Genomic DNA, 24307 nt, shown 5'->3' with positions numbered 1-24307 from the left:
ACTGCCCTACTGCCCTACTGCCCTACTGCCCTACTGCCCTACTGCCCTACTGCCTGCCTCGCGCAGCGAGGCCCATCAATTTCGTATGAGATCGTAGAAAATCGTAACCTCACGTAGCGTTTCCGCCCGCAACAGGTCTTGTCCTCGCGCGCGAGACGCATCATATTCCGCCACAGGCATGCTGGAGTCCCGCCAGCGGCGCCTGGGCGCGAGCGCCCGACACCCGACGGGGCAGAAGCAACAGAGGAAATCTATGGCTGACCTTCGCAACTATCAGGCGCGCGTCGCTGCGGGTGCCCGCGCAGACGCCGCCATCGACGAGGGCCTGCGCGCCTACATGCTCAAGGTGTACAACCTTATGGCGCTGGGCCTCGCGATCACCGGCATCGCCGCCCTCGGCACCATGATGCTGGCCACCACCAACGATCCGTCCGCGGCGGTCGCCACGCTCGGCAACGGCAAGATGCTGACCTCGCTCGGCGTCGCGCTGTACGGCTCGCCGCTGAAGTGGGTCGTCATGCTCGCGCCGCTCGGCATGGTGTTCTTCCTGAGCGCCCGCGTGCATACGCTGAGCATCTCGGCCGCCCAGACCTCGTTCTGGATCTTCGCCGCGCTGATGGGCCTGTCGCTGTCGTCGATCTTCCTGGTCTACACGGCGCAGAGCATCACCCAGACCTTCTTCATCACCGCCGCCGCCTTCGGCGCGCTGTCGCTGTTCGGCTATACCACCAAGCGCGACCTGACCGGCTGGGGCACGTTCCTGTTCATGGGCGTCATCGGCCTCGTCATCGCCATGGTGGTGAACATCTTCCTGGCCTCGCCGGCCCTGCAGTTCGCCATCTCGGCGATCGGCGTGCTGGTGTTCGCCGGCCTGACCGCCTACGACACGCAGAAGATCAAGGAGATGTATTTCGAGGGTGACGAGGTTCTCGTCGCCGGCCGCAAGGCCATCATGGGCGCGCTGACGCTCTACCTCGACTTCATCAACCTGTTCTCCTTCCTGCTGTCGTTTCTCGGCAACCGCGAATAAGCGCCAGCCGAACGAGACTGGACCAAAGGGCGGCCCGCGGGTCGCCCTTTTCTTTTGGAAAAAGCCGCTCTATCCGTAGGCATCCCCGGAGAGTGCCTAGATCATGAGCAGTATTGTCCTGCGCGACGCCGCCGAAGCCGACCTCGACCGCATCACCGACATCTACGCCGACGCCGTCGCCAACGGCACGGCATCCTACGAGCTGGAGCCGCCGACGCGCGACGAGATGGCCGCGCGCTTCGCCGCCCTTAAGGCCGGCGGCTATCCGTATGTGGCGGCCGAGACGCCGGACGGTCTCGCCGGCTATGCCTATGCGGGACCGTTCCGGCCGCGCCCGGCCTACCGCTTCGTCGTCGAGGATTCGATCTACATCGCCCCGCAGGCCAAGGGGCAAGGTCTCGGCGCTCTGCTGCTGAAGGAGTTGATCGGCCGCTGCGAGGCGCTCGGCTTCCGCCAGATCATCGCCGTGATCGGCGACGGCCGGCCGGACAGCCCCTCGGTGCGGCTGCACGAGAAGCTCGGCTTCCGCCACTCCGGCAAACTCGAAGGCTCGGGCTTCAAGCACGGCCGCTGGCTCGACACGGTGTTCATGCAGCTTGCGCTGAACGGCGGAGCGACGGCCGGACCGGATCCGCAGTCATGGCCGGAGCGGCGGTTTCGGGAGAGTAGGGCAGTAGGGCAGTAGGGCAGTAGGGCAGTAGGGCAGTAGGGCAGTAGGGCAGTAGGAGGGGACCGCGAACTCACGAGGGGTCAATGGCTTTGCGAGCGGCCAGCTTTCTCTTGGGCGAATATCACGATCACGGCCGGGAGCAGATGTGCCCTACTGCCCTACTGCCCTACTGCCCTACTGCCCTACTGCCCTACTGCCCCTACTGCCCTACTGCCCTACTGCCCTACTGCCCTGCCTACGCCCCGACCAGCCTGAGCTTGCTGTCGAACACGCCCAGCACGCGGCCGAGCTCGTGACCGCGCTTCAGCACCGCGCCGTTCGCCGCCACGACGGAGAACATGCCCTGCTTGCGGGCAAGGCGCGGGTCCTTGACGATCTGGAACAGCGGCAGGTCGTGGGCGCGGCGGTAGACCGAGAAGACGGCCCGCTCGCGCAGATGGTCGATGGCGTAGTCGCGCCACTCGTTGGCGGCGACCATGCGGCCGTAGAGCCTCAGAATCTGGTCGAGCTCGCGGCGGTCGAAAGCGACGGGGATGTCGAGCCGTTCGCGCCTGGCCTCGTGCAGCGGGATCAGTATTGCGGATTCGTCCCCACCCTCCATTCCGCTGCGATCGCTCATCCGCACCTGCCTTTTCGTGACAATTATGCGACCAAGCGTGGCGCGTTCGCCGGCAAATTGCAAGGCGCCGAACCCCTTAACGAAACCTCTCTCACGCAAAATCAATTCTAATCACAAATTGTTTCACAAAGACATGATTGGTGAAGAATCGCCACATTCCCGCCATTTTTTGCACAAGCTGACGCCCCAATGTCCGCCGACTGTAGCCCCGTTGCCTGAGACGGTTCGGTCCGGCACCGGCTCGTAACCCCAAGCCCCCCGCCCACGGGCCCGCGTCGGATCGAACCAACCTCGGCCACGAATGGCCGAGTGATTTCACCAGAATTTGAAGCCGGTGCCGGCGCTCTTGCTGACACCGGTTTTTTGCGGCCGCCGGATCAGGCGCCCTGCCCGCCATCGTTGGGCGATCTGTCCCTCCTGTCCACTCTTGCTCCCGCGCCTCCTATTTCATCGACGGCCCGTCGGGGCTGCGGATGACCGTGGCACCGAGGATGGGCCCGGGCAGCCCGTCCTTGTTGACGGACTGCAGCAGCGCCACGCTGCCGCTCTTCTTGGCGATCTCGCTCATCGGCAGTTCGAAGCGCGTCGACTTGCCCTTCCACACGCCGGCCGTCTGCACGTCGGTGACGGCGTTCCAGTAGGTGATGGTGCTGCCGCCGTTCTCGCCCTGCTCGATGGCGACGGGCTTGGCGTCCTCGTAGAAGACCAGCACCAGATGCGCCTTGCTATAGATCGGTCCGCTTCCCGTCTCGATCACGATGCTTTCGCCTTCCTGGGTCGCCTTGAGGTCGACCGAGAGGCCCTTGCCGGCGCGGCGCAGCGTGTCGAGCGTGCCGAGCACGGCGGCGCGCTTGGCGCCGTTCACATGCGTGCGGCCGTTGATGACCGCCTGCGGCGTATAGACCGAGCGGACGCCGAGCGCGCGGCCATAGTCGCGCTGCCGATCCGTGTTTTCCGGCTTGGCCAGCGTGTCGCGCCAGCCGAGATAGTCCCAGTAGTCGACATGGTAGGCCAGAGCCACCACCTCGCCTTTCCTGACCAGCTCGCTGAACAGCGCGTCGGCCGGCGGGCAGGACTTGCAGCCCTGGCTGGTGAAGAGTTCGACGACCCCGAGCGGCTTGCGCGATTCGGCGGCCAGAGCCCGGCCTGACAAGGCCGTCCAGGCAAATGCCATGAGCGCGCACGCCGCCCGTCTGGTCAGTTTTTCGCGCGTCATGGCGGTTCCAGAACGTCTCGCCGGTGGAACCGGCTTATCTTTTTGTTCACCAAACAATAGGCAGATGGGCATCTCAACGGGAAGTCACGTTGCGGTGAGAGAAGGGGCAGGCGGATGGACTCGGCTCTTTTCGCGCATATCGATCTTTATTGCGAGCGCACCGGCCCGGAATTCTGGTCCGAACCCGTCAACGCCCTGAGCAATCTCGCTTTCATAGCGGCAGGCCTGTGGGGCGTCCATGCCGTAAGCAGGCACGGCGCCGGCACCTTCGCCGCCGTGCTCGCCTGGTGGGTCGTGGCGATCGGCATAGGCTCGACGCTTTTCCATACCTTCGCCACCGAGCTCACCAAATGGGCCGACATCCTGCCGATCGCCGGCTTCACCCTTGCCTATACGCTGTTCACGCTCAGGCGATTCGCCGGCTTCTCCTGGCCGGCCGCGCTCGCCCTCTTCCTCGGCTTCTACCTCGTCGTCGGTGCCGCCACGGCCATGGTGCCGGACTGGCTGCGCGAGGCCAGCAACGGCTCGACCGGATACCTTCCGCCTTTCCTGGCGCTGATCTTCTTCGGCATCGTGGCGGTCAGGGCCGGCAGCCCGGCCGGCTGGTACAACATCGCCGCCGCCGGCATCTTCGTCGTCTCCGTCACCTGCCGGATGGTCGACCCCGTCGTCTGCGGCGGCTTCCCGCTCGGCACGCATTTCCTCTGGCATGTGCTCAACGGCCTGATGCTCGGCGTCGTGCTGATGGCCGTCGCCCGCTACGGCAAGCCGGAGCGGACAGAAGAAAGCCCGCGGACGCGTCTCGCATCCGCGGGCTGATAGTGGCCCTGCGAAGCCCGGCCGTCAGGCCGCCAGGTCGCGCAGCACGTACTGCAAAATGCCGCCGTTCTTGAAATAGTCGAGCTCGTCGACCGTATCGATGCGGCACAGGATCGGCACCTGCTTCACAGTGCCGTCGGCGAAGGTCACCTTGGCCACCATCTTCTGGCGCGGCCGGATCGTTTCCAGCCCGTCTATGGTCACCGTCTCGTCGCCCTTCAGGTTGAGCGAGGCCCATGAGGTTCCCTCCTCGAAGACGAAGGGGATGACGCCCATGCCGACCAGGTTGGAGCGGTGGATGCGCTCGAACGACTGGGCGATGACTGCCTTCACGCCGAGCAGGTTGGTGCCCTTGGCGGCCCAGTCGCGCGACGAGCCGTTGCCGTATTCGATGCCGGCGAAGATCACCAGCGGCACGCCCTCCTGCTTGTAGAGCATGGCCGCGTCGTAGATCGACATCTCCTCCTTGGAGGGATAGTGGATGGTATAGCCGCCCTCGCGGCCGTTCTCGCCCAGCATGTGGTTGCGGATGCGGATGTTGGCGAAGGTGCCGCGCATCATCACCTCATGGTTGCCGCGCCGCGTGCCGTACTGGTTGAAGTCGGCGACGCCGACGCCGTGGTCAGTGAGATACTTGCCGGCCGGCGACGCCGCCTTGATCGAGCCCGCCGGCGAGATGTGGTCGGTGGTGATCTTGTCGCCGAACAGGCCGAGAATGCGCGCCCCCTGGATCGTGCCGATAGCGCCGGGCTTGCGGTGCATGCCGGCGAAATAGGGCGGGTTCTGCACATAGGTCGACTGGTCGTCCCAGGCATAGGTCTGACCTTCCGGCACCTTGACCTCCTGCCAGTTGTCGTCGCCCTTGAACACGTCGGCATATTTGCGGGCGAACAGCTCGCGCGTCACGTTCTTCTCGATGAACTCCTGGATCTCGGCGGTGGTCGGCCAGATGTCCTTGAGGAAGACCGGCTTGCCGTCACGATCCTCGCCGAGCGGCTCCGTGGTGAGGTCCCTGGTCACCGTGCCGGCCAATGCGTGCGCCACCACAAGCGGCGGCGAGGCGAGATAGTTGGCCTGCACGTCGGGCGAGACGCGGCCCTCGAAGTTGCGGTTGCCCGACAGCACCGCGGCGGCGATCAGGCCCTTGTCGTTGATGGTTTTCGAGATCGGTGCCGGCAGCGGGCCGGAATTGCCGATGCAGGTGGTGCAGCCGAAGCCGACCAGGTTGAAGCCGATCTGGTCGAGCTCCTTCTGCAGGCCCGACTTCTCCAGATATTCCGCCACCACCTGCGAACCCGGCGCCAGCGACGTCTTCACCCACGGCTTCTGCTTGAGGCCGAGGCGATTGGCATTGCGCGCCAGCAGCCCCGCGCCGATCAGTACCGACGGGTTGGAGGTGTTGGTGCAGGACGTGATCGCCGCGATCACCACGTCGCCATGGCCGAGGTCGAAATCCTCGCCCTCGACCGCGTAGCGCTTATGAACGTCGACCGTCTTCTTGTATTCCTTCTCCATCGCCGCGGCGAAGCCGGCGGCGATGCCCTCCAGCGCCACGCGGCCCTCCGGGCGCTTCGGGCCGGCCATCGACGGCACCACCTCGCCGAGATCGAGTTCCAGCAGGTCGGTGAACACCGGGTCGGCCGACGAGGCGTCGCGCCACATGCCCTGCGCCTTCGAATAGGCCTCCACCAGCTCGATCCGCGCCTCCGAGCGGCCGGACATGGTGAGATAGCGCACCGTCTCGGCATCGACCGGGAAGAAACCGCAGGTCGCGCCGTATTCCGGCGCCATGTTGCCGATCGTTGCGCGGTCGGCCAGCGTCATGTTGGAGAGGCCGGGGCCGAAGAACTCGACAAACTTGCCGACCACGCCCTTCTTGCGCAGCATCTGCGTGACGGTGAGCACCAGGTCGGTGGCGGTTACGCCTTCCTTGAGCTTGCCGGTCAGGCGGAAGCCGATCACTTCTGGCAGCAGCATCGACACCGGCTGGCCGAGCATGGCCGCCTCCGCCTCGATGCCGCCGACGCCCCAGCCGAGCACGCCGAGGCCGTTGATCATGGTGGTGTGCGAATCGGTGCCGACGCAGGTGTCCGGGTAGGCGGTCGTCTCGCCGTCCTCGCTGTTGGTCCACACCACCTGGCCGAGATATTCGAGGTTGACTTGGTGGCAGATGCCGGTGCCGGGCGGCACCACGCGGAAATTGCGGAACGCCTGCTGGCCCCATTTCAGGAACTTGTAGCGCTCCTGATTGCGCTCGTATTCGAGCTCGACGTTGCGGGCGAACGCCATCGGCGTGCCGAACTCGTCGACGATGACGGAATGGTCGATGACAAGGTCGACCGGCACCAGCGGGTTGATCTTCTGCGGGTCGCCGCCGAGCGAAGCCAGGCCGTCGCGCATCGCCGCCAGGTCGACCACCGCCGGGACGCCGGTGAAGTCCTGCATGAGGACGCGCGCGGGCCGATAGGCGATCTCGACGCCGGCGGTGCCCTTGTCGGTCAGCCAGCCGGCGACCGCCTGGATGCTCTCCTTGGTGACGGAGCGGCTGTCCTCGTTGCGCAGCAGGTTTTCCAGCAGCACCTTCATCGAATAGGGAAGCTGCGAGACGCCGGCGAGGCCGTTCTTCTCGGCCTCGATCAGGTTGTAATAGACATAGTCCGCCCCGCCCGCGGTCAGGGTGCGGCGGCAGTTGAAACTGTCGAGAGATTTGGACACGGATGACCCCATCTAGTCTGTTCTGCCTTCGAGGGAACGGACTCCGATGGGCATGCAATCACGCGCAAAGGTGCGGGTACGGCCATTTCCGCTGTCCGCTCCCAAGCGCCCGGAGGGCCGTGGAGAACGGCTCGGGCGCTGGTCCGGCACATAAAAAGGTTGCCTTCCCCGACCGCTGGGGTTGGTATCCCGCATATAGAGAAATTCCTGGAATAGTTCTAGAGACGGAATCGGCAATTTTGCTGCGCCGCGAAGCGGCCGTGATCAGACTTTCGGCGAAAGGAAACCGATGCGGCTGACCGCCGAAGAACTCAGCGGCGAGCGCGGCGGCGAGATGGTTTTTTCGGACGTTTCCTTTGCGCTGGGCGCCGGCGACGCCCTGGTCGTCAGCGGCCCCAACGGCTCCGGCAAATCCACCTTGCTGCGCATCGTCGCGGGGCTGCTTCCGGCCGCCCGTGGCCGCCTCGTCTTCGACGCGACGGAGAGCTTCCCGACGGTCGCCTCCGCCTGCCACTATCTCGGCCACCAGAACGCCATGAAGACGGCGCTGACGGTCGCCGAAAATCTCGGCTTCTGGCGCGATTTCCTCGGCGCGCCGCTGAGCCCGGTCGACGACGCCCTGGAACAGGTCGGCCTCGGCGGGCTCGGCCACCTGCCCTATGCCGTGCTGTCGACCGGCCAGAAGCGCCGCGCGGCAATCGCCCGCCTGCTCGTCGCCCATCGCCCCGTCTGGCTGCTCGACGAGCCGACCGCCGGGCTTGACGCAGCGTCCGAGGCGCGGTTCGGGGAGTTGATGGCGGCGCATCGACGCGACGGCGGCCTGATCATCGCCGCCACGCACCTGCCGCTCGGGCTGCAGGGGGCGGCGGAGTTGCGGATGGGGGAGACGTGATGACGTTCTGGAGCGTTGCGCCCCTTCGCACCCGCCTCTGTCCTGAGCCTGTCGAACGGGCCGGACATCTCCCCCGCAAGGGGGGAGATCGGCTGTCATCTTTGCCTTCGCCAATCGCCAACGTTGCAGGGAGGGCGCTGGCAAAGAAGCTGCCGATCTCCCCCCTTGCGGGGGAGATGTCCGGCCTGTTCGACAGGCTCAGGACAGAGGGGGGTGCGAAGAAACGCAGGCCTTTCCTCGCGATCGATCACTCGCCCCGCCCATGCTAGCCCTCTTCCTCCGCGACCTGCGTCTGGGCATCCGCGCCGGCGGCGGCGCGCTCACCGGCATCGTCTTCTTCCTCGCCGTGGTGGCGACCATCCCCTTCGGCATCGGCCCCGACCTCGACCTGCTCGCCCGCATCGGCCCGGCGATCGTCTGGATCGGCGCGCTGCTCGCCTCGCTGCTCGGCCTCGACCGGCTGTTCCAGGCCGACCGCGAGGACGGCTCGCTCGACCTGCTGGTGCTCGCCGACGAGCGCCACATGCTGGCGCTGACCGTGCTGGTGAAGTGCCTCGCCCACTGGACGGCGAGCGTGCTGCCGCTGGCCGTCGCCTCGCCGCTGCTCGGCCTGTTCATGAATGTCGAGCCCGCCGGCCTCGCCGCCGCGCTGGCCACGCTTCTGGTCGGCACGCCGGCCATCACCTTCATCGGCGCCGCCGGTGCGGCGGTCGCCGTCGCCCTGCCGCGCGGCGGGCTGATGATCTCGGTGCTGGTGCTGCCGCTCGCCATCCCGGCGCTGATCTTCGGCGTCTCGGCCACCTACGGCGCCATCGCCGACCCGGCGCCGTTCCTGCCGCCCTTCCTCATCCTGTGCGCCATCACCCTGTTTTCCGCCGTGGTCGGTCCGCTTGCCGCCGCCGCCGCCTTGCGGCATGCCGACTGAGCGCCGCGATTGGCCGCACCTTGCGCGAATTGTCGGTGCGGCCGGGAAAAGCTAGGGTGGTGCGTCCTCCGAGGCTCGCCCTCAAGGGCAACGGCAGGCTTGCGACGCGTTTTGCGGGCCCGCCCACAAATACACCATTTCGCTGATACAAGGTGCGGGCCGGCCCGACGCCGGCGATAAGAGCAAATCATCTGCGGGCGAGCCTCGAAGGACGCACGAACCTATCTGGAGCGGCAAAAAAATGTCCGCGCATGCGCTTTATGTCACCGCCGCCTATGCGGCCTCGATCGCCGGCCTGGCCGGCCTGATCGGCTGGATCCTGCTCGACGGCCGCGCCCGCCGGCGCGAGCTGGCGGAGCTGGAGGCGAGCGGCATCCGCCGGCGTTCCGACAGGAGCGCATCGTGAGCGCCGAAAGGACCGGCATCCCCGAAGCCGGGGAGGCCCAGCCGAAACGTCCGCATGTGCTGTGGGCGGTGCTGCCGCTGGCGATTTTTCTGGCGCTGGCGGCGCTGTTCTTCGTGCAGCTGATGTCGGGCCGCGACATCGCGGCGGTGCCGTCGGCGCTGATCGGCGCGCCGGCACCCGAGACCAGCCTGCCGCCGGTCGAGGGCCTCGGCCTGCCGGGGCTGGACTCCTCCGCCTTTCCCGGCAAGGTGACGCTGGTGAATGTCTGGGGTTCCTGGTGCGGCCCCTGCCGCGAGGAGCACCCGATCCTGATGGCATTGGCCGAGGACAAGCGCTTCGCCATCGCCGGCCTGAACTACAAGGATCAGCCGGAGAACGCCCGCCGCTTCCTCGGCGACCTCGGCAACCCGTTCTCGGCCGTCGGCGCCGACAGCAGCGGCCGCGCCGCCATCGACTGGGGCGTCTACGGTGTGCCCGAGACCTTCGTGGTCGGGCGCGACGGAAAGATCCTCTACAAGCATGTCGGCCCGCTCACCGCACAGAGCGCCCAGGCCCTGCTGCTGCCGGAGATCGAGAAGGCGCTGGCGGCGCAATAACCCTTCCCGAAGGCAGGGCAATCGCATGTGGGTTTACCCCCGCCCCTAACCCGTGCCCTCAAGGGGGAGGGAGACCGGCTTGCAGCTCTGCCAGGCGCCAAACGTTGACGATTTCGCTCGGCATGGCGGCCGCAAGATCCCCCTCCCCCTTGAGGGGAGGGGTTAGGGGTGGGGGTGTCGGACGCGCGGATCTTCCAGAATTCCCGTGCGACCGCCTTTTCCTGACAACGGGCGACAAAAAGCGGCCGCCGGTTGCCCGGCGGCCGCTTACGCACTGCTACATGGGGCCGGCTTACTTGCCGTAGACTTCCCGATAGGCGTGCTGGAGCATGTCGGCGCGGCTGCCGTTGATGTCGGCGAGGTCGCGCGAGGTCATGCCCATGATCTCGTCGACCAGCCGGTTGTAATGGCGGCGCTTGGCGATGCGGTCACGCGTGGTGTTGATCAGAGTGGAAAACATGTGCGAGGTCCCTGTGCTGGACCGCCTCTCGGCGGTCGAAATTGGTCCTCCCTTCGCACTGCTATATTGGCATGATTTGCGTGCACTGCAACATCGTATGTTGCAACGCAGCAATGCCGTCCGCGCATAGCGTCTTTACAAAGACTTACCCGATCCGCATGGCTGAGCAGCCGCTCACCACATCGACTCGCGATACGCGTTGTCGAGCCAGCGGTCGGTCTGCTCGGCGCTTTCGGCCAGCGCCAGCTGATCCTTGAGGATCTCGCCCAGCGTCGGCATGCCGGCGCGCGGCGGCCATTTCTCCGGAGCCCACAGGTCGGAGCGCAGGAATGCCTTGGCGCAATGCATGTAGACCGCCCGCGCCTTCACCACGATGACGCTCTGCGGCGCCTTGCCGTCGACCGCCAGTGTCTCGCGTAGGTCCTGGTCCAGCGTGATCCGCGCCTCGCCGTTGACGCGCAGCGTCTCGTTCATGCCGGGGATGAGGAACAGCAGCCCGACCGCCGGATTGGCGATGATGTTCTCCAGCGTGTCCAGCCGGTTGTTGCCGGGCCGGTCAGGGATGGCCAACGTGATGTCGTCGAGCACCGCGACGAAGCCCGGCCTGTCGCCCTTCGGCGTCACGTCGGCATTGCCGTTGCCGTCGGACGAGCCGATCAGCACGAACGGGCTTTTGGCAATGAAATTGCGGCAATGGCCGTCGAGAACGCGCAGCTCCTTGCGCAGCGACGGCTCCGACGCCGGTTTGTAGTGCGCCCGCAACGCCTCGCGCGTCGAGATGAAATCCACCGTCCCCTCCTCCTATTTCCGCCCCTGCGGCTCCTCGAGCGAATGCCGCATGATCATCGGCATCTGGCTCAGCGTGAACAGCAGGGTGATCGGCATGATGCCCCACACCTTGAACGCCACCCAGGCATCGGTCGAGAAATTCCGCCACACCACCTCGTTGGCAAGGGCCAGGAACAGGAAAAACAGCCCCCAGCGCAGTGTCAGCTTGCGCCAGCCTTCGGCGTCGAGCCGGAAGGCGGAATCGAAGACATAGCCGAGCAGCGACTTGCCGAAGGCCAGCCCGCCGAGCAGCACCACCCCGAACAGCGTGTTGACGATGGTCGGCTTCATCTTGATGAAGACGTCGTCCTGCAGCCACAGCGTCAGCGCCCCGAACACGAACACGACGATGCCCGAGACCAGCGGCATCATCGGCAGCGTGCGGGTGAGCACCCAGGAGACGGCGAGCGCGATCGCGGTCGCCACCATGAACAGGCCGGTGGCGACGAAGATCGGCCCGCCCAGTTCGGCAAGTGCCGGAAACCGTTCGACCAGCCACGCACCCCGCGTGTTGGCGAAGAAGAACACCAGCAGCGGCCCGAGCTCCAGCACGAGCTTCAGCAGCGGGTTGATCTCCTTCTTGCGCGGGTCGGAGGGGTCGCGTTCGAGGATGGGCTTGCTCATGGCTTGCTTGGTTCAATCTCTGACAACGGCGTTGCTGGAAACCTCTCACTCCTGCGCACCCCCCTCTGTCCTGCCGGACATCTCCCCCGCAAGGGGGGAGATTCGCAATTTCGGCGAGTCGCTTCTCCGGCAACGGTGACGGCAGGCGAAAGCGGAAGCGAAGGCTGATCTCCCCCCTTGCGGGGGAGATGTCCGGCAGGACAGAAGGGGGTGCGCAGGTGTGAGGGTTCTAAAAGCATCTCCTACCCTACCCCCGCGATCGCCTTGGCGAAATCGCAGGCCGAGAAGGGCTCGAGATCGTCAACCTGCTCGCCGACGCCGATGAAATAGACCGGCAGCTTGTGTTTCGCCGCGATGGCGACGAGGATGCCGCCGCGCGCCGTGCCGTCCAGTTTGGTCATCACCAGCCCGTTGACGCCGGCGACGTTGCGGAAAATCTCGACCTGATTGAGCGCGTTCTGCCCGGTGGTCGCATCCACCGTCTGCAGCACCGTGTGCGGCGCCTCCGGATCGTGCTTGCCGAGCACGCGCACGATCTTCTCCAGCTCCGCCATCAGCTCGGCCTTGTTCTGCAGCCGCCCGGCGGTGTCGATGATCAGCACGTCCGAGCCGGCTTCGCGCGCCTTCTCGAAGGCGTCCCAGGCAAGGCCCGCCGCATCCGCCCCGAGTTTCGACGACACCACCGGCGAGCCGGTGCGCTCGCCCCAGATCTTCAGCTGCTCGATCGCCGCGGCGCGAAAAGTGTCGCCGGCCGCCAGCATCACCGACAGCCCGCCCTGGCTGAGCTTGGCGGCCAGCTTGCCGATGGTCGTGGTCTTGCCGGTGCCGTTGACGCCGACCACCAGGATGACATGCGGCTTGTGGCTGAGATCGAGCTCCAGCGGCCGCGCCACCGGCCCCAGCACCTTCTCCACCTCTTGCGCCATGATGGCGCGCACCTCGGCGTCGGAGACGTCCTTGCCGTAGCGCGACGAAGCCAGCGTGTCGGTGACGCGCAGCGCCGTCTCCATGCCGAGGTCGGCGCGGATCAGCACGTCCTCCAGCTCCTCCAGCGTCTCCTCGTCGAGCTTGCGCTTGGTGAAGATGCCGGCGATCGATCCGGTCAGCTCGCGCGACGAACGCGACAGCCCGTCGCGCAGCCGCTGGAACCAGCTTTTGCGCGGCTCGGCTGCCGGCGCGGCCGGCTCCGGCTCCGCCTTCTTCTCCACCGCCTTGCCGACGGTGACTTTTCCGGGGGCGGCCGGCTCGGCGTCCTCTCCCCCCTTGAGGGGGCTTCGAGGCCGATCTTCCGATCGAGCCGGGGGCTCGATCGTCGGCCGAGAAGGCCGGGGAGATTGCGGAGCAATCGGGGCCCCCGGCAAGCCCGGAGGGCCAGAGGGGGTAACCTCGGCAGCGCTCGGCGCTTCTTCGGCAACGCGGGCGACGGGAGAAGAAGCGTCCCGCGCTTCATCGGCTACCCCACCCCGGTCGGCTTCGCCGACCGACCCTCCCCTCGAGGGGGAGGGGGGCGTCGCGCCCGGCTCGGCGTCCTCTCCCCCCTTGAGGGGGCTTCGAGGCCGATCTTCCGATCGAGCCGGGGGCTCGATCGTCGGCCGAGAAGGCCGGGGAGATTGCGGAGCAATCGGGGCCCCCGGCAAGCCCGGAGGGCCAGAGGGGGTAACCTCGGCAGCGCTCGGCGCTTCTTCGGCAACGCGGGCGACGGGAGAAGAAGCGTCCCGCGCTTCATCGGCTACCCCACCCCGGTCGGCTTCGCCGACCGACCCTCCCCTCGAGGGGGAGGGGGGCGTCGCGCCTGCCTCGGCGTCCTCTCCCCCATCGAGGGGGAGATGGCCCGGAGGGCCAGAGGGGGTAACCTCGGCAGCGCTCGGCGGGGGCGTTTCCGCCGGCGGCTCGGGAACCTCGGCAGGCGCAACCTCGTCCGGCACCTCGGGCGTTACCGGCTCTTGCGGCACTTCGGGCCTGGCCGGCTCACTCGGCACCGCCGGCTCCGCCGGAGCCGGTATCTCCGGCCTCGCCGGTTCCGGCGCTACGTCCGGCCTAGCCGGCTCCGGCACCACTTCCGGCTTGACCGGTTCGGGCTGGATCTCCGGCTTTGCCGGCGGGCTCGGAACGTCCGGTTCGTTCGGCGGCTCCGGCTTTGCGGGCTCTGCTGGCGTTTCGGGTTGGGGGGCCGGTTCGATCGCGGGCTCGGCCGCAGAAGAAGCGTCCCGCGCTTCATCGGCGACCCCGCCCCGGTCGGCTTCGCCGCCCGACTCTCCCCTCGAGGGGGAGGGAGGCGTCGCGTCGGGCTTCAGCGCATCGAGGTTGAGCGGCGGCAGCGGCTCGTCCTCGGCCGGCCGCTCCTCGACCTGCTTCTTGCCGAACGAAAAGACCTTCTTGATGAATCCGAATGCCATGCCCTTGCCTTGCTCAGGCCGCGCGCGCGGCAGGCGCCGCCGCGACCAGCCGCTCGCCGTCATGCCCGGCAATCCCAGCCGTCACGATCTGGCCGGGCGCGCCGGTATCGATCGCAGCAAGCGTGAACCCTTCGGTGCGGCCGAGCCCCGGCCGCTCGACCAGGATCTCCTGGGTAGAGCCCACCTGCGCATCCAGATGCCGCCGATAGGCCGCCGCGCCGGCCGCCCTCAGCCGCGCCGCCCGCGCCTTGATGGCCGCGCCGTCGACCTGCGGCATGCGCGCCGCCGGCGTGCCCTTGCGCGGGCTGAACGGGAAGACGTGCAGATGCGTCAGGCCGCACTCCTCGACGATCTTCAGCGAATTCTCGAACATCGCCTCGGTCTCGGTCGGGAAACCGGCGATAATGTCGGCACCGAACACGATTTCCGGCCGGATTGCACGGATTTCCGCGCAGAACCGGATGGAATCCTCGCGCAGATGGCGTCTTTTCATGCGCTTCAAAATCATGTCGTCGCCAGCCTGCAGCGACAGGTGCAGATGCGGCATCAGCCGCCGATCGCCGCCGATCGCCTCGATCAGCTCGGGATCGGCCTCGATGGAATCGATCGACGACAGCCGCAACCGCCGGAGATCCGGCACCTGGCGAAGGATCGTCTTCACCAGCCGCCCAAGCTTCGGCGCGCCGGGCAGATCGGCGCCGAAACTGGTCATGTCGACGCCGGTCAGCACCACCTCGGCATAACCGTTGCCGACCAGGCGTTTCACCTGCTCGACCACCGCGCCCATCGGCACCGAGCGCGAATTGCCGCGGCCGTAGGGGATGATGCAGAAGGTGCAACGGTGGTCGCAGCCGTTCTGCACCTGCACGAAGGCGCGCGCCCTGCCCTCGATGGCGTCGACCATGTGGCCGGCCGTCTCGCGCACGGAGAAGATGTCGTTGACCCGCGCCTTCTCGAAATCATTGACGCCGAAATCCGGCAGCGCCCGGTAATTGTGCGCCTTCAGCTTCTCCTCGTTGCCGAGCACGAGGTCGACCTCGTCCATGCCGGCGAAGCTGTCCGGATCGGTCTGGGCGGCGCAGCCGGTGACGATGATGCGCGCTGCAGGGTTCTCGCGGCGCGCCTTGCGGATCGCCTGGCGCGCCTGCCGCACCGCCTCGCCGGTGACGGCGCAGGTGTTGAAGATGACGGCGCCACCGGCAAGCCCGCCCAGCCCCGCCGCCTCCGCCTCGCGCCGCATGACTTCCGACTCATAGGTGTTGAGACGGCAGCCGAAGGTGACGACGTCTATGCCCTTGGGAAGAGGCGCCATCAGCTCGACTTTCCAGCGGCGATACCCCCACCCCTGACCCCTCCCCTCAAGGGGGATGGGAATTTTGCGGCCGCCATGCCGAGCGAAACCGTCGCTGAATTGCACCGAACGGAGATGCCGGCGAATCCCCCTCCCCCTTGAGGGGAGGGGTCAGGGGTGGGGGTACAAGTCGAGCACATCATCAGGCCGCGCTCTCCGTGTCGCGGGCCCAGGCGCCGGTGGCGGGATCGAAGCTGCCGGAAAACTCCCATTCGGCCGGGCCGGTCAGCACGACATGATCGTCGTCGCGCCATTCCACCGACAGTGGCCCGCCCGGCGCGACGATCGAGACGATGCGTCCGGTCCTGCGGGTGCGCGCAGCCGCGACGGCGGCAGCGCAGGCGGCCGAACCGCAGGCCTTGGTCAGCCCGGCGCCGCGCTCCCAGGTGCGGATGGTGAGCTGGTCCGCCCCGGTGACCCCTGCGATGGTGATGTTGGCGCGCTCGGGAAAGACCGGGTGGTTTTCGAGCAGCGGGCCGAAGCGGTCGAGCTCGTAGGACCAGACGTCGCGGTCGACCCAGAAGATAGCGTGCGGGTTGCCCATCGACACAACCGAGGGCGAATGCAGCACCGGCGCGTCGATCGGCCCGATCTGCAGCTCGATGGCGCGGGTGTCGCGGAATTCCTCCGCCAGCGGGATGTCCCGCCAGCCGAATTTCGGCCTGCCCATGTCGACCGAAATGGTGCCGTCGGCATGCTCCTCGGCGTTGAGGATGCCGGCCACCGTCTCGAAGGTGAACACTTTTCGGCCGGTCTCGGCGGCGAGCGCCTGCACCACGCAGCGCATGCCGTTGCCGCAGGCCTGGGCCGACGAGCCGTCGGAGTTGAGGATGTCGACGAACCAGTCGGTGCCGGGCGTGCGCGCGTCGTGGATCACCATGATCTGGTCGAATTTCGTCGCCCCATCGGCGTTGAGCGCCACCGCCGCGGTTGCCGTCACCCGGTCGGCGCGCGAACGCATGTCGGCAACGATGATCTCGTTGCCGAGCCCGTTCATCTTGGCGAAGGGTGCGCGCGCCATGGGTTCAAACGTCTCGTCTGCGGTTGGCGCCTATATGGCGGAAAGCCGTGCGAATTACCAGTGCGCCGGGGGTTCCCGCGCTCAGGCGATGGCGATGACGCCGAGGATGACCAGCAGGAACAGGATGAGCACGATGGCGATCAGGATGCGCGCGCCCGTCGCCGCCGCGCCGGCCAGCGTGTGGAAGCCGAGCAGGCTGGCCACCGCCGCGACCACCAGGAGAATGAGAATCCATTTGATCATGAAAGATGCCTCCGCTCGGGGGCATCAACGGACGGCGCCGAAGCTTTGTTCCCGCCGCGGTCCCGCCCCTCGCCCGCGGCGGCGGCATTGCGACATTATTGCAACGAATCCTCTCGGAAACCGTATGTTAATCACGACCGGTTGAAATTCCGCCCAATTATCGCTTCAGCAATGGCGGCTTCTGTGATCGGGTGATGCGGTCGAGATTCCGCAGGAGGTCGGGAATGACTTTTTCAAGGACAGGCGTCCTGTTGGCGGCGTTTGCGGCGCTGGCGCTGAGCGGATGCCAGAGTTCGCGTCTATCATCGCCCGTCGATACCCGGCCCGAGCCGCTGCCGGCCGCGCCGTCCGGCTCCGTCACCTCCGGCTCGCTGCCGCCGCCCTCGGCCCCGACCAATCCCGCGCAGTTCCCGACGGCGCCGACGACGACACCGCCCGCCCAGACGGCGGCCGCCACCCCGGCCGCTCCCGCCGCGCCGCCCGCCAACGCGCCCGACCTGACGCCGTCCACCGTCGGCGGCGTCTGGAACGTCGCCGTCTCCGGCCAGAGCTGCAAGATCGCCACCTCGCAGACGAAGTTCGGCTCCGGCTTCCGCGCCGGGCCGCTGCGCTGCCCCGCCCCGGTCGACGGCGTGAAGTCGTGGAACGTCGCCGGCAAGCAGTTGTCGCTCTATGACGAGAACGGCGGCGTGATGGCGCGGCTCTATTCCTCGGGCAGCGAAAAATTCGACGGCCAGACCGAAAGCGGCGTGCCGATCTCGCTCAGCCGCTGATCCAGAATACCCCAGGACCACACCATGCACCTGCGCGACGGCATCCAGGCGCATGTCACGGTGCGGCAGCGCTACGACCATCTGGTCGACACCGGCGCGGTGACGCGCGATCCGGCGCAAGAGCGCATCGTCAAGGCGCTCGACCGCCTGCTCGACGCGCTCGGCGCCAGGCGGCTGGCGCGCAAGTCGAGCGCGCTCGGCTGGCTGTTCGCCAGGAAGCCGGAAGCCTCCGGCGTCAAGGGGCTCTACATCCATGGCGGCGTCGGCCGCGGCAAGACCATGCTGATGGACCTGTTCTTCGCGCTGGTGCCGATGCGCCGCAAGCGCCGGGTGCATTTCAACGACTTCATGGCCGAGGTGCACGACCGCATCCAAAAACACCGGCAGGCGCGCAAGGAAGGCAAGGTCCGCGAGGACGACCCTATCCCGCCGGTGGCGCGCGCGATCGCCGACGAGACCCAGCTTCTGTGCTTCGACGAGTTCACCGTCACCGACATCGCCGACGCCATGGTGCTGTCGCGGCTGTTCTCGGCCCTGTTTTCCAACGGCGTCGTGCTGGTCGCCACCTCCAACGTCGCCCCCGACGACCTCTACCGCGACGGGCTGAACCGCGCGCTGTTCCTGTCCTTCATCGACATCCTGAAGCGGCATTCCGACGTGGCGAGCCTTGATTCAGACACCGACTACCGCATGCAAAAGCTCAGCCGCATGCCCGTCTACGTCACCCCGCTCGGGCCTGAGGCGGACCGCCTGATGGACGAGGCATGGGAGGCGATGACGCATGGCCGGCGCGCCGCGCCCGACAGCATCGCGCTCAAGGGCCGCGAGATTCCCGTGCCGGCGGCGAGTGGCGAGGCCGCCCGCTTCAGCTTCGCCGATCTCTGCGAAAATCCGCTGGGCGCCCGCGACTACCTCGCCATCGCCGCGCGCTATTCCACCATCTTCATCGACCGCATCCCGGTGCTCGACCCCACCCTGCGCAACCCGACCAAGCGCTTGATTCTGCTGATCGACACGCTGTACGACCGGCGCATCCGCCTGGTCCTCAGCGCCGCCGCACCGCCCGGCGAGCTCTATGCCGGCCGTCCGGGCGTGACCGAAGCCTTCGAGTTCGACCGCACGGCCTCGCGCCTGATCGAGATGCAGAGCAGGGACTGGCTGCGGGACTGGGCGGAGCGGCACACCGGCGCGGGACTGCAGGCGGCGGCGAGCTGACGCAAGCGCCGGGGACAGTTTACTTTTTTCGGCCCGCGCGGCATCTGAACCGCCGCGGCCTTTCTGCCGAAAGAAAGTAAACTGTCCCCTCCAGCCCGGCTCCCTAACTCGGGTAGCAATACGTGTCGACCTTCACTGTCGCCCTCGACAAACTCAGGGCGACACCCCTCCCGCGACCGACGGCTATCGCATTCCACCCCGCAATGAGCGGGCGGCCCCATTCCGAAGTGGCAGGTTCTTCATCGGCTTTGGCTTTCACCACCTCCGAGGCCTGGATTCCGACACTCTCCGCTCGCTATCGCTCGCTCACGAGGTCGGGAATGACGACAGTTATGGTCTGCTTCAGCCAATCGCCGACGTTGACGACCGGCGGAAGGACGCTGACGATTATCGCAGGCATCAATCGATGTCGTCATTCCCGACCTCGTGAGCGAGCGGAGAGTGTCGGGAATCCAGGCCTCGGAGGTGGCGAAGCCAAAGCCGATGAAGAAAACCTATTCGGCGGCGCCGCAAAGCCAGTTTCGAGCTGCGTCGAGGGAGCCGACAAGTATTTCCAATCCGAGTCGTTGCCTTCGAACAACCCGTCAAAGCTCGTAGACATACATCACAAAATCCTGCGCCGGCTCTGCCGTCTCGGGCCGCGTCTCATAGAACCGCCGCGCCGGAACATTGTCCGGCTCGGTCCCGACCCACGCCTCCTCGCAGCCGAGCGAGCTGCCGATGGCGAAAAGCTCGTCGAGCATGCGGCGGGCGATGCCCTGCCGCTGCCGGGCCGGCGCGACGCCGACCTCGTCGACATAAAGCTCGGTCGGCTTGTCGGGGTGGCGATGCACGACGCCCGCCGCCTGGCCGACGATGACGCCGTCGTCGAGCGCCACGATCATGATGTGCCCGGGCGCGGCGAGATAGGCCGACAGCCGGCCGGGCCTCACCGGCGCGTCGAAAACGTCGTCGGCGATCCGCTCGAACAGCGCCTCGTCGCCGGGATGCACCTGCCTGAACTCGACCGGCATGACCGCTCCTCCGCCGCGCGGTGGTTACAGTTTTGACGTTTACGTAAATACCAATCAATCTAACCGATTGAAAGTATTGGGCTCAAAATAATCGGTTGAATATTACAGCGGTCGGGTCTATGGCATCGCGACGTTCGGGCTTTTCTCCGGGCCCGTCAGCTTCTACCGCGTTTTCCGCGACGTTTCAAAGACAGGGGTTCGTTCCGAATGGCACGCAGCAAGATCGCTCTCATCGGGTCCGGCATGATCGGCGGCACGCTCGCCCATCTGATCGGCCTCAAGGAACTCGGCGACGTGGTGTTGTTCGACATCGCCGAGGGCATTCCCCAGGGCAAGGGCCTCGACATCGCCCAGTCCTCCACCGTCGAGGGTTTCGATGCCAGCTACACCGGCATCAACGACTATGCCGGCATCGAGGGCGCCGACGTCTGCATCGTCACCGCCGGCGTGCCGCGCAAGCCCGGCATGAGCCGCGACGACCTGCTCGGCATCAATTTGAAGGTCATGGAGCAGGTGGGCGCCGGCATCCGCAAATATGCGCCGAACGCCTTCGTCATCTGCATCACCAACCCGCTCGACGCCATGGTGTGGGCCCTGCAGAAGTTTTCGGGCCTGCCCAAGAGCCATGTGGTCGGCATGGCCGGCGTGCTCGATTCGGCGCGCTTCCGCTACTTCCTCTCGGAGGAGTTCAAGGTCTCGGTCGAGGACGTCGGCGCCATGACGCTGGGCGGCCACGGCGACGACATGGTGCCGATGGTGCGCTACTCCACGGTCGCCGGCATCCCGCTGCCCGACCTGGTCAAGATGGGCTGGACTTCGCAGGAGAAACTGGACGCCATCGTCGAGCGCACCCGCAAGGGCGGCGGCGAGATCGTCGGCCTGCTGAAGACCGGCTCCGCCTACTACGCCCCGGCCGCCTCGGCGATCGCCATGGCCGAGAGTTACCTCAAGGACAAGAAGCGCGTGCTGCCCTGCGCGGCCTATCTGTCGGGCCAGTACGGCGTGAAGGACATGTATGTCGGCGTCCCGGTGGTGATCGGCGCCGGCGGCGTCGAGCGCATCATCGAACTCGACTTCAACAAGGCCGAGCAGGCCATGTTCGAGAAATCGGTCGCCGCCGTGAAGGGCCTGTGCGAGGCCTGCGAAGGCATCGCGCCCAGCCTGAAGGGCTGAGAGGCCGTCGCGTGCAGTGCTCGCCCGCCCTTGCTCGATTGGAACTCGGCTCGCGAAGCCGGGTCCGATGGCTGGCGTTTGCTGCATCCCTCTCGGCTGCCACGTTTGCCGTCGGCGCTTTCGTGACCGAAGTTCGTGCCGCATCTCGGACAGCGGGTGCCTGTGATGCGTTTGTCGACAGCACTGGTGTAAGTCTCGCAGAGGGCGTCGCCTTCTATCTGCCGAAGTCGAATCAAACCAACTACCAGGTGGTGGCGACCGACCTGAGGGATGTCCTTGTCGAGGTTTCGAAACGGGACTCACGGTTCCATGGGTATGCGGCTGGACCGGTCGAAGCCCGCGTGATCGTCCGGTTTGATCCCAGCAAAGTGGAGACCGAGCGAGGCACGAAGCGTCTTGCTTCCGCCTCCTTATTCAGCTTTGGCAAGCGCCCGGAAGCAGGCATGATCCTGGTTTGCCATATCAGCGGCGAGAAGGTCACGATCGCAGCGGACGGCCAGGCTGCGGCGCATCTTCCCGTTCTCCGAAATATCGCCACGAATTTCCTGAAAGCGGATCGCATCGCCGCCGCCGGCGAAACGATCTGGCCGCCTAAAAAGGGTTTCAAGCCATGAACATCCACGAATACCAGGGCAAGCAGCTTCTGAAGGGTTTCGGCCTGCCGGTCGCCGACGGCGTGGCGATCCTCAAGGCGAGCGAGGCGGCCGCGGCCGCCAAGTCGCTGCCCGGCCCGCTCTATGTGGTGAAGAGCCAGATCCATGCCGGCGGCCGCGGCAAGGGAAAATTCAAGGAGCTTTCGCCCGACGCCAAGGGCGGCGTGCGGCTGGCCAAGTCGGTCGACGAGGTGGTGGCCAACGTCAACGAGATGCTCGGCAACACGCTGGTGACCAAGCAGACCGGCCCGGCCGGCAAGCAGGTCAACCGCCTCTACATCGAGGACGGCGCCGATATCGACCGCGAGCTTTACCTGTCGCTGCTGGTCGACCGCTCGGTCGGCCGCATCGCCTTCGTCGTCTCGACCGAAGGCGGCATGGACATCGAGGCCGTCGCCCACGACACGCCGGAAAAGATCATCACCGTGGCCATCGATCCGGAGACGGGCGTGACCGCCGATGACGTGAAGGCGCTCAACGAAGCGCTTAAGCTCGACGGCGACGCGGCCAGGGACGGCGGGATGGTGTTCCCGACGCTCTACAAGGCTTTCGTCGACAAGGACATGAGCCTGCTCGAGGTCAACCCGCTGATCGTTATGAAGAACGGCCGGCTGCGCGTGCTCGACGCAAAAGTGTCGTTCGACAACAATGCGCTGTTCCGCCATCCCGACGTGGTCGAGCTGCGCGACACCACCGAGGAGGACGAGAAGGAGATCGAGGCGTCGAAATACGACCTCGCCTATGTCGCCCTCGACGGCAATATCGGCTGCATGGTGAACGGCGCCGGCCTGGCGATGGCCACCATGGACATCATAAAACTTTACGGCGCCGAGCCCGCCAACTTCCTCGACGTCGGCGGCGGCGCCTCGAAGGAAAAGGTCACGGCCGCCTTCAAGATCATCACCGCCGACCCGGCCGTGAAGGGCATCCTGGTCAACATCTTCGGCGGCATCATGAAATGCGACATCATCGCCGAGGGCGTGATCGCGGCGGTCAAGGAAGTCGGGCTGAAAGTGCCTCTGGTCGTGCGGCTGGAAGGCACCAATGTCGAACTCGGCAAGAAGATCATCAACGAGAGCGGGCTGAACGTGATTTCCGCCGACGATCTCGACGACGCGGCGCAGAAGATCGTGAAGGCGGTGAAGGGGTAAGAAATGCCCTTCGTTCTCAAGACTCATCCTGTTGACACCCGCAGCATGCCTGTCAGGAATGCGACCTTCACTGAGTGGGCTTACAGAGATGCTAGGCCGGCCGTTGGTGATGAAGTTGCTTGGTTCACCGATGAAAAGTCTGGCGGATCGGGCCTCATAGCCTTGGGACGCATCACGTCGGAAGCTCAGGACGCTGGTAGGAACGCCAAAGGAAACAGACTAGTCACTTTTGTTGCGGAGTTTGATCGGTTTCAACCTACGAGGCCGCTCAGAAAGGCCGACTTTGCCGCGTTGCCTCGAATTGGCTCAGGTTCGCCGATTCAGGAGTTGAACCAACGTCTATACATCAATTCGCATGTCAAAGTCGCGGAAGTGAACGACGATACATTTCGATTTGTCGCTGAGCGGTTCCACTAGATGCCACCCCGCAAGATCAACCTCGTTACCGCCGCGGACCAGAAGATCGCCAAGGTCTTCGATCCGCACATCGCCGGGGACATCAACGACTCGCAGGCCAAGGTCGCGAAATTCGGCAAGAGTTTCGACTGGCACGCGCATGAGAACGAGGACGAGGCGTTCCTGGTGCTGCGCGGCAAGATCGCCATCGATTTCCGCGACGGGCCGGTGGAACTCGGCGAGGGCGACTTCATCGTGGTGCCGCGCGGCATCGAGCACCGGCCGCGCTCGCTGACCGATGAGCCGGTCGTGCTGATGTTCGAGCCGGCGACGACGCTGAATACCGGCAATGCCACGAGCGACCTGACGGTCACCGAGTTGAAGAGACTATAGCAGAGATGGACATTTTACACATAATCACACATATATGCCCTGTGTGATTATGTGGAGGCGACCATGAAGAATGTGACGCTGGCAATCGACGAGAAGCTTCTGGAGCAGGCGCGATCCCTGGCGGAGAAGCGCAAGACCACGCTCAACGCGATGGTGCGTTCGCTGTTGGAACATGAAGTCGAGCAAGCCGATCGGATTGCCTGGGCACGCGAGGGCATGCGGCAGTTGATCGAGGAAGCAAAGGCCGCTGCGGCTAAAGATACTGGCGGCGAACCCTATGTCTGGAATCGAATGGACGCCTATGAAGAACGAGAAAACCGCATACTTTCTCGACTCGAACGTCCTGATTTACGCGGCTTCAATGAGGGCGAATCGTGATCCACGACGCTCTCCTGTTGCAGAAACCCTCGTCCTGGGTTCGCTCTTTGCCACGTCCGGCCAGATCATGGCCGAGTTTACGTCGGTATGCCGTCGTAAATCTCTGCTCACCGATGATGCGCTCGACCGCTGGCTTGTTTTCCTTGGGACATGCCCGTCGGTTCCGGTCGATGAAATTTACGTGCGTGCCGGCCTCGACTTCGCTCGCCGCTATCGGATCAACTACTACGACGCAGCGCTGCTTGCCGCCGCCGAGCGGCTTGGCGCGCCGATTTTCTACACCGAAGACCTCAACCACAACCAGGTTTACGGCTCCGTGCGTGCCGTCAATCCATTTGTCTGAGGCACGGT

At 66.0% G+C, this 24307-nt stretch carries 27 protein-coding genes; 16 read left to right on the top strand and 11 right to left on the bottom strand.

Going from position 1 to position 24307, the window contains the following annotated elements; all coding sequences use genetic code 11:
- The first annotated feature begins 253 nt into the window (after positions 1 to 253).
- The gene (locus tag AC5JDC_RS18390; RefSeq protein ID WP_106775052.1) at positions 254 to 1030 is read left to right on the top strand and encodes a Bax inhibitor-1/YccA family protein; all 777 of its coding nucleotides are present in this window, start codon (positions 254 to 256) and stop codon (positions 1028 to 1030) included.
- A gap of 103 nt (positions 1031 to 1133) precedes the next feature.
- Positions 1134 to 1715 (top strand): GNAT family N-acetyltransferase, encoded by a 582-nt coding sequence (locus tag AC5JDC_RS18385; protein WP_495843403.1) that lies wholly within the window; start codon positions 1134 to 1136, stop codon positions 1713 to 1715.
- 220 nt (positions 1716 to 1935) lie between these two features.
- On the opposite strand, the gene AC5JDC_RS18380 is transcribed toward AC5JDC_RS18385, so the two are convergent.
- On the bottom strand, positions 1936 to 2319 hold the full coding sequence (locus AC5JDC_RS18380) for a DUF2794 domain-containing protein (protein WP_106775050.1): 384 nt from the start codon (positions 2317 to 2319) through the stop codon (positions 1936 to 1938).
- Between the two features lie 442 nt (positions 2320 to 2761).
- The gene (locus AC5JDC_RS18375; RefSeq protein ID WP_106775049.1) at positions 2762 to 3535 is read right to left on the bottom strand and encodes a DUF1223 domain-containing protein; all 774 of its coding nucleotides are present in this window, start codon (positions 3533 to 3535) and stop codon (positions 2762 to 2764) included.
- A gap of 114 nt (positions 3536 to 3649) precedes the next feature.
- Here AC5JDC_RS18375 and AC5JDC_RS18370 point away from each other — a divergent pair, with 114 nt between their 5' ends.
- Positions 3650 to 4354 carry a ceramidase domain-containing protein gene (locus AC5JDC_RS18370; RefSeq protein WP_495843400.1) on the top strand — a complete coding sequence of 235 codons (705 nt, stop codon included), beginning with the start codon at positions 3650 to 3652 and terminating at the stop codon, positions 4352 to 4354.
- Between the two features lie 24 nt (positions 4355 to 4378).
- Here AC5JDC_RS18370 and acnA read toward each other — a convergent pair whose 3' ends face one another.
- Entirely contained in the window at positions 4379 to 7081 is a 2703-nt protein-coding gene (acnA, locus tag AC5JDC_RS18365; RefSeq protein WP_495843398.1) for an aconitate hydratase AcnA, read from the bottom strand.
- Positions 7082 to 7358: 277 nt separating this feature from the next.
- On the opposite strand from acnA, the gene ccmA reads away from it, so the two are divergent.
- The 4 genes from ccmA (at position 7359) to AC5JDC_RS18345 (ending at position 9888) form a co-directional block, all read left to right on the top strand.
- Positions 7359 to 7961, top strand: coding sequence for a heme ABC exporter ATP-binding protein CcmA (gene ccmA / locus AC5JDC_RS18360; protein ID WP_495843396.1), 603 nt, complete (start codon positions 7359 to 7361; stop codon positions 7959 to 7961).
- Between the two features lie 262 nt (positions 7962 to 8223).
- Positions 8224 to 8886 carry a heme exporter protein CcmB gene (ccmB, locus tag AC5JDC_RS18355; RefSeq protein ID WP_106775045.1) on the top strand — a complete coding sequence of 221 codons (663 nt, stop codon included), beginning with the start codon at positions 8224 to 8226 and terminating at the stop codon, positions 8884 to 8886.
- A 241-nt stretch (positions 8887 to 9127) separates the two neighbouring features.
- Complete coding sequence (gene ccmD / locus AC5JDC_RS18350) at positions 9128 to 9292, top strand: heme exporter protein CcmD (RefSeq protein WP_106775044.1); 165 nt, start codon at positions 9128 to 9130, stop codon at positions 9290 to 9292.
- A 17-nt stretch (positions 9293 to 9309) separates the two neighbouring features.
- Positions 9310 to 9888 carry a DsbE family thiol:disulfide interchange protein gene (locus AC5JDC_RS18345; protein WP_495843407.1) on the top strand — a complete coding sequence of 193 codons (579 nt, stop codon included), beginning with the start codon at positions 9310 to 9312 and terminating at the stop codon, positions 9886 to 9888.
- Positions 9889 to 10180: 292 nt separating this feature from the next.
- Here the strand turns inward: AC5JDC_RS18345 and AC5JDC_RS18340 are convergent, their stop codons facing one another.
- From AC5JDC_RS18340 to AC5JDC_RS18310, 7 genes are all read right to left on the bottom strand, one after another.
- Complete coding sequence (locus AC5JDC_RS18340) at positions 10181 to 10348, bottom strand: hypothetical protein (protein ID WP_165816217.1); 168 nt, start codon at positions 10346 to 10348, stop codon at positions 10181 to 10183.
- Between the two features lie 174 nt (positions 10349 to 10522).
- A complete protein-coding gene (locus AC5JDC_RS18335) occupies positions 10523 to 11137 on the bottom strand; it encodes a pyridoxamine 5'-phosphate oxidase family protein (RefSeq protein ID WP_495843393.1) in 615 nt (204 codons plus the stop codon).
- Positions 11138 to 11149: 12 nt separating this feature from the next.
- Complete coding sequence (locus tag AC5JDC_RS18330) at positions 11150 to 11800, bottom strand: septation protein A (RefSeq protein ID WP_106775041.1); 651 nt, start codon at positions 11798 to 11800, stop codon at positions 11150 to 11152.
- Positions 11801 to 12042: 242 nt separating this feature from the next.
- Entirely contained in the window at positions 12043 to 13437 is a 1395-nt protein-coding gene (ftsY, locus tag AC5JDC_RS18325; RefSeq protein WP_495843405.1) for a signal recognition particle-docking protein FtsY, read from the bottom strand.
- Between the two features lie 772 nt (positions 13438 to 14209).
- Complete coding sequence (mtaB, locus tag AC5JDC_RS18320; RefSeq protein WP_495843390.1) at positions 14210 to 15508, bottom strand: tRNA (N(6)-L-threonylcarbamoyladenosine(37)-C(2))-methylthiotransferase MtaB; 1299 nt, start codon at positions 15506 to 15508, stop codon at positions 14210 to 14212.
- Positions 15509 to 15689: 181 nt separating this feature from the next.
- Positions 15690 to 16568 (bottom strand): diaminopimelate epimerase, encoded by an 879-nt coding sequence (dapF, locus tag AC5JDC_RS18315; RefSeq protein ID WP_495843388.1) that lies wholly within the window; start codon positions 16566 to 16568, stop codon positions 15690 to 15692.
- Between the two features lie 81 nt (positions 16569 to 16649).
- Positions 16650 to 16811: a DUF1328 family protein gene (locus AC5JDC_RS18310; protein ID WP_106772894.1), complete on the bottom strand. Its 162-nt coding sequence runs from the start codon at positions 16809 to 16811 to the stop codon at positions 16650 to 16652.
- 224 nt (positions 16812 to 17035) lie between these two features.
- On the opposite strand from AC5JDC_RS18310, the gene AC5JDC_RS18305 reads away from it, so the two are divergent.
- A complete protein-coding gene (locus AC5JDC_RS18305; protein ID WP_106772895.1) occupies positions 17036 to 17584 on the top strand; it encodes a protease inhibitor Inh/omp19 family protein in 549 nt (182 codons plus the stop codon).
- A 24-nt stretch (positions 17585 to 17608) separates the two neighbouring features.
- Positions 17609 to 18799 carry a cell division protein ZapE gene (gene zapE / locus AC5JDC_RS18300; protein ID WP_495843385.1) on the top strand — a complete coding sequence of 397 codons (1191 nt, stop codon included), beginning with the start codon at positions 17609 to 17611 and terminating at the stop codon, positions 18797 to 18799.
- 584 nt (positions 18800 to 19383) lie between these two features.
- Here the strand turns inward: zapE and AC5JDC_RS18295 are convergent.
- Entirely contained in the window at positions 19384 to 19812 is a 429-nt protein-coding gene (locus tag AC5JDC_RS18295) for a GNAT family N-acetyltransferase (protein ID WP_495843383.1), read from the bottom strand.
- 207 nt (positions 19813 to 20019) lie between these two features.
- On the opposite strand from AC5JDC_RS18295, the gene mdh reads away from it, so the two are divergent.
- The 7 genes from mdh (at position 20020) to AC5JDC_RS18260 (ending at position 24299) form a co-directional block, all read left to right on the top strand.
- The gene (mdh, locus tag AC5JDC_RS18290) at positions 20020 to 20985 is read left to right on the top strand and encodes a malate dehydrogenase (RefSeq protein WP_495843381.1); all 966 of its coding nucleotides are present in this window, start codon (positions 20020 to 20022) and stop codon (positions 20983 to 20985) included.
- Between the two features lie 122 nt (positions 20986 to 21107).
- Positions 21108 to 21599, top strand: a complete 492-nt coding sequence (locus AC5JDC_RS18285; protein ID WP_495843379.1) for a hypothetical protein — start codon at positions 21108 to 21110, stop codon at positions 21597 to 21599.
- Complete coding sequence (gene sucC / locus AC5JDC_RS18280; RefSeq protein WP_495843377.1) at positions 21596 to 22789, top strand: ADP-forming succinate--CoA ligase subunit beta; 1194 nt, start codon at positions 21596 to 21598, stop codon at positions 22787 to 22789. Before AC5JDC_RS18285 ends, sucC begins: the two co-directional genes overlap by 4 nt.
- 3 nt (positions 22790 to 22792) lie before the next feature.
- The gene (locus AC5JDC_RS18275; protein WP_495843375.1) at positions 22793 to 23206 is read left to right on the top strand and encodes a hypothetical protein; all 414 of its coding nucleotides are present in this window, start codon (positions 22793 to 22795) and stop codon (positions 23204 to 23206) included.
- Positions 23207 to 23578, top strand: coding sequence for a cupin domain-containing protein (locus AC5JDC_RS18270; protein WP_495843373.1), 372 nt, complete (start codon positions 23207 to 23209; stop codon positions 23576 to 23578). It abuts the gene before it with no gap.
- A 63-nt stretch (positions 23579 to 23641) separates the two neighbouring features.
- Complete coding sequence (locus tag AC5JDC_RS18265; protein ID WP_495843371.1) at positions 23642 to 23956, top strand: hypothetical protein; 315 nt, start codon at positions 23642 to 23644, stop codon at positions 23954 to 23956.
- On the top strand, positions 23856 to 24299 hold the full coding sequence (locus tag AC5JDC_RS18260) for a PIN domain-containing protein (protein ID WP_106772902.1): 444 nt from the start codon (positions 23856 to 23858) through the stop codon (positions 24297 to 24299). The genes AC5JDC_RS18265 and AC5JDC_RS18260 overlap by 101 nt, the downstream gene beginning before the upstream one ends.
- Positions 24300 to 24307 lie beyond the last annotated feature (8 nt).

Source organism: Kumtagia sp., assembly GCF_059502445.1.
The sequence above is the reverse complement of the archived record's forward strand: the minus strand, read 5'-3'. Positions and strand labels throughout refer to the sequence as shown.

What these genes read in the sequence shown, in the direction of transcription:
- AC5JDC_RS18305 (WP_106772895.1), top strand. Translation starts at nt 17,036, where the DNA reads ATGACTTTTTCAAGGACAGGCGTCCTGTTGGCGGCGTTTGCGGCGCTG.
- AC5JDC_RS18265 (WP_495843371.1), top strand. Translation starts at nt 23,642, where the DNA reads ATGAAGAATGTGACGCTGGCAATCGACGAGAAGCTTCTGGAGCAGGCG.
- sucC (WP_495843377.1), top strand. Translation starts at nt 21,596, where the DNA reads ATGAACATCCACGAATACCAGGGCAAGCAGCTTCTGAAGGGTTTCGGC.
- mtaB (WP_495843390.1), bottom strand. Translation starts at nt 15,508, where the DNA reads ATGGCGCCTCTTCCCAAGGGCATAGACGTCGTCACCTTCGGCTGCCGT.
- AC5JDC_RS18330 (WP_106775041.1), bottom strand. Translation starts at nt 11,800, where the DNA reads ATGAGCAAGCCCATCCTCGAACGCGACCCCTCCGACCCGCGCAAGAAG.
- acnA (WP_495843398.1), bottom strand. Translation starts at nt 7,081, where the DNA reads ATGGGGTCATCCGTGTCCAAATCTCTCGACAGTTTCAACTGCCGCCGC.
- AC5JDC_RS18295 (WP_495843383.1), bottom strand. Translation starts at nt 19,812, where the DNA reads ATGCCGGTCGAGTTCAGGCAGGTGCATCCCGGCGACGAGGCGCTGTTC.
- AC5JDC_RS18310 (WP_106772894.1), bottom strand. Translation starts at nt 16,811, where the DNA reads ATGATCAAATGGATTCTCATTCTCCTGGTGGTCGCGGCGGTGGCCAGC.
- AC5JDC_RS18270 (WP_495843373.1), top strand. Translation starts at nt 23,207, where the DNA reads ATGCCACCCCGCAAGATCAACCTCGTTACCGCCGCGGACCAGAAGATC.
- AC5JDC_RS18385 (WP_495843403.1), top strand. Translation starts at nt 1,134, where the DNA reads ATGAGCAGTATTGTCCTGCGCGACGCCGCCGAAGCCGACCTCGACCGC.
- AC5JDC_RS18380 (WP_106775050.1), bottom strand. Translation starts at nt 2,319, where the DNA reads ATGAGCGATCGCAGCGGAATGGAGGGTGGGGACGAATCCGCAATACTG.
- AC5JDC_RS18275 (WP_495843375.1), top strand. Translation starts at nt 22,793, where the DNA reads ATGCCCTTCGTTCTCAAGACTCATCCTGTTGACACCCGCAGCATGCCT.
- ccmB (WP_106775045.1), top strand. Translation starts at nt 8,224, where the DNA reads ATGCTAGCCCTCTTCCTCCGCGACCTGCGTCTGGGCATCCGCGCCGGC.
- AC5JDC_RS18260 (WP_106772902.1), top strand. Translation starts at nt 23,856, where the DNA reads ATGTCTGGAATCGAATGGACGCCTATGAAGAACGAGAAAACCGCATAC.
- ccmD (WP_106775044.1), top strand. Translation starts at nt 9,128, where the DNA reads ATGTCCGCGCATGCGCTTTATGTCACCGCCGCCTATGCGGCCTCGATC.
- mdh (WP_495843381.1), top strand. Translation starts at nt 20,020, where the DNA reads ATGGCACGCAGCAAGATCGCTCTCATCGGGTCCGGCATGATCGGCGGC.
- AC5JDC_RS18340 (WP_165816217.1), bottom strand. Translation starts at nt 10,348, where the DNA reads ATGTTTTCCACTCTGATCAACACCACGCGTGACCGCATCGCCAAGCGC.
- AC5JDC_RS18390 (WP_106775052.1), top strand. Translation starts at nt 254, where the DNA reads ATGGCTGACCTTCGCAACTATCAGGCGCGCGTCGCTGCGGGTGCCCGC.
- ccmA (WP_495843396.1), top strand. Translation starts at nt 7,359, where the DNA reads ATGCGGCTGACCGCCGAAGAACTCAGCGGCGAGCGCGGCGGCGAGATG.
- dapF (WP_495843388.1), bottom strand. Translation starts at nt 16,568, where the DNA reads ATGGCGCGCGCACCCTTCGCCAAGATGAACGGGCTCGGCAACGAGATC.
- AC5JDC_RS18375 (WP_106775049.1), bottom strand. Translation starts at nt 3,535, where the DNA reads ATGACGCGCGAAAAACTGACCAGACGGGCGGCGTGCGCGCTCATGGCA.
- zapE (WP_495843385.1), top strand. Translation starts at nt 17,609, where the DNA reads ATGCACCTGCGCGACGGCATCCAGGCGCATGTCACGGTGCGGCAGCGC.
- AC5JDC_RS18370 (WP_495843400.1), top strand. Translation starts at nt 3,650, where the DNA reads ATGGACTCGGCTCTTTTCGCGCATATCGATCTTTATTGCGAGCGCACC.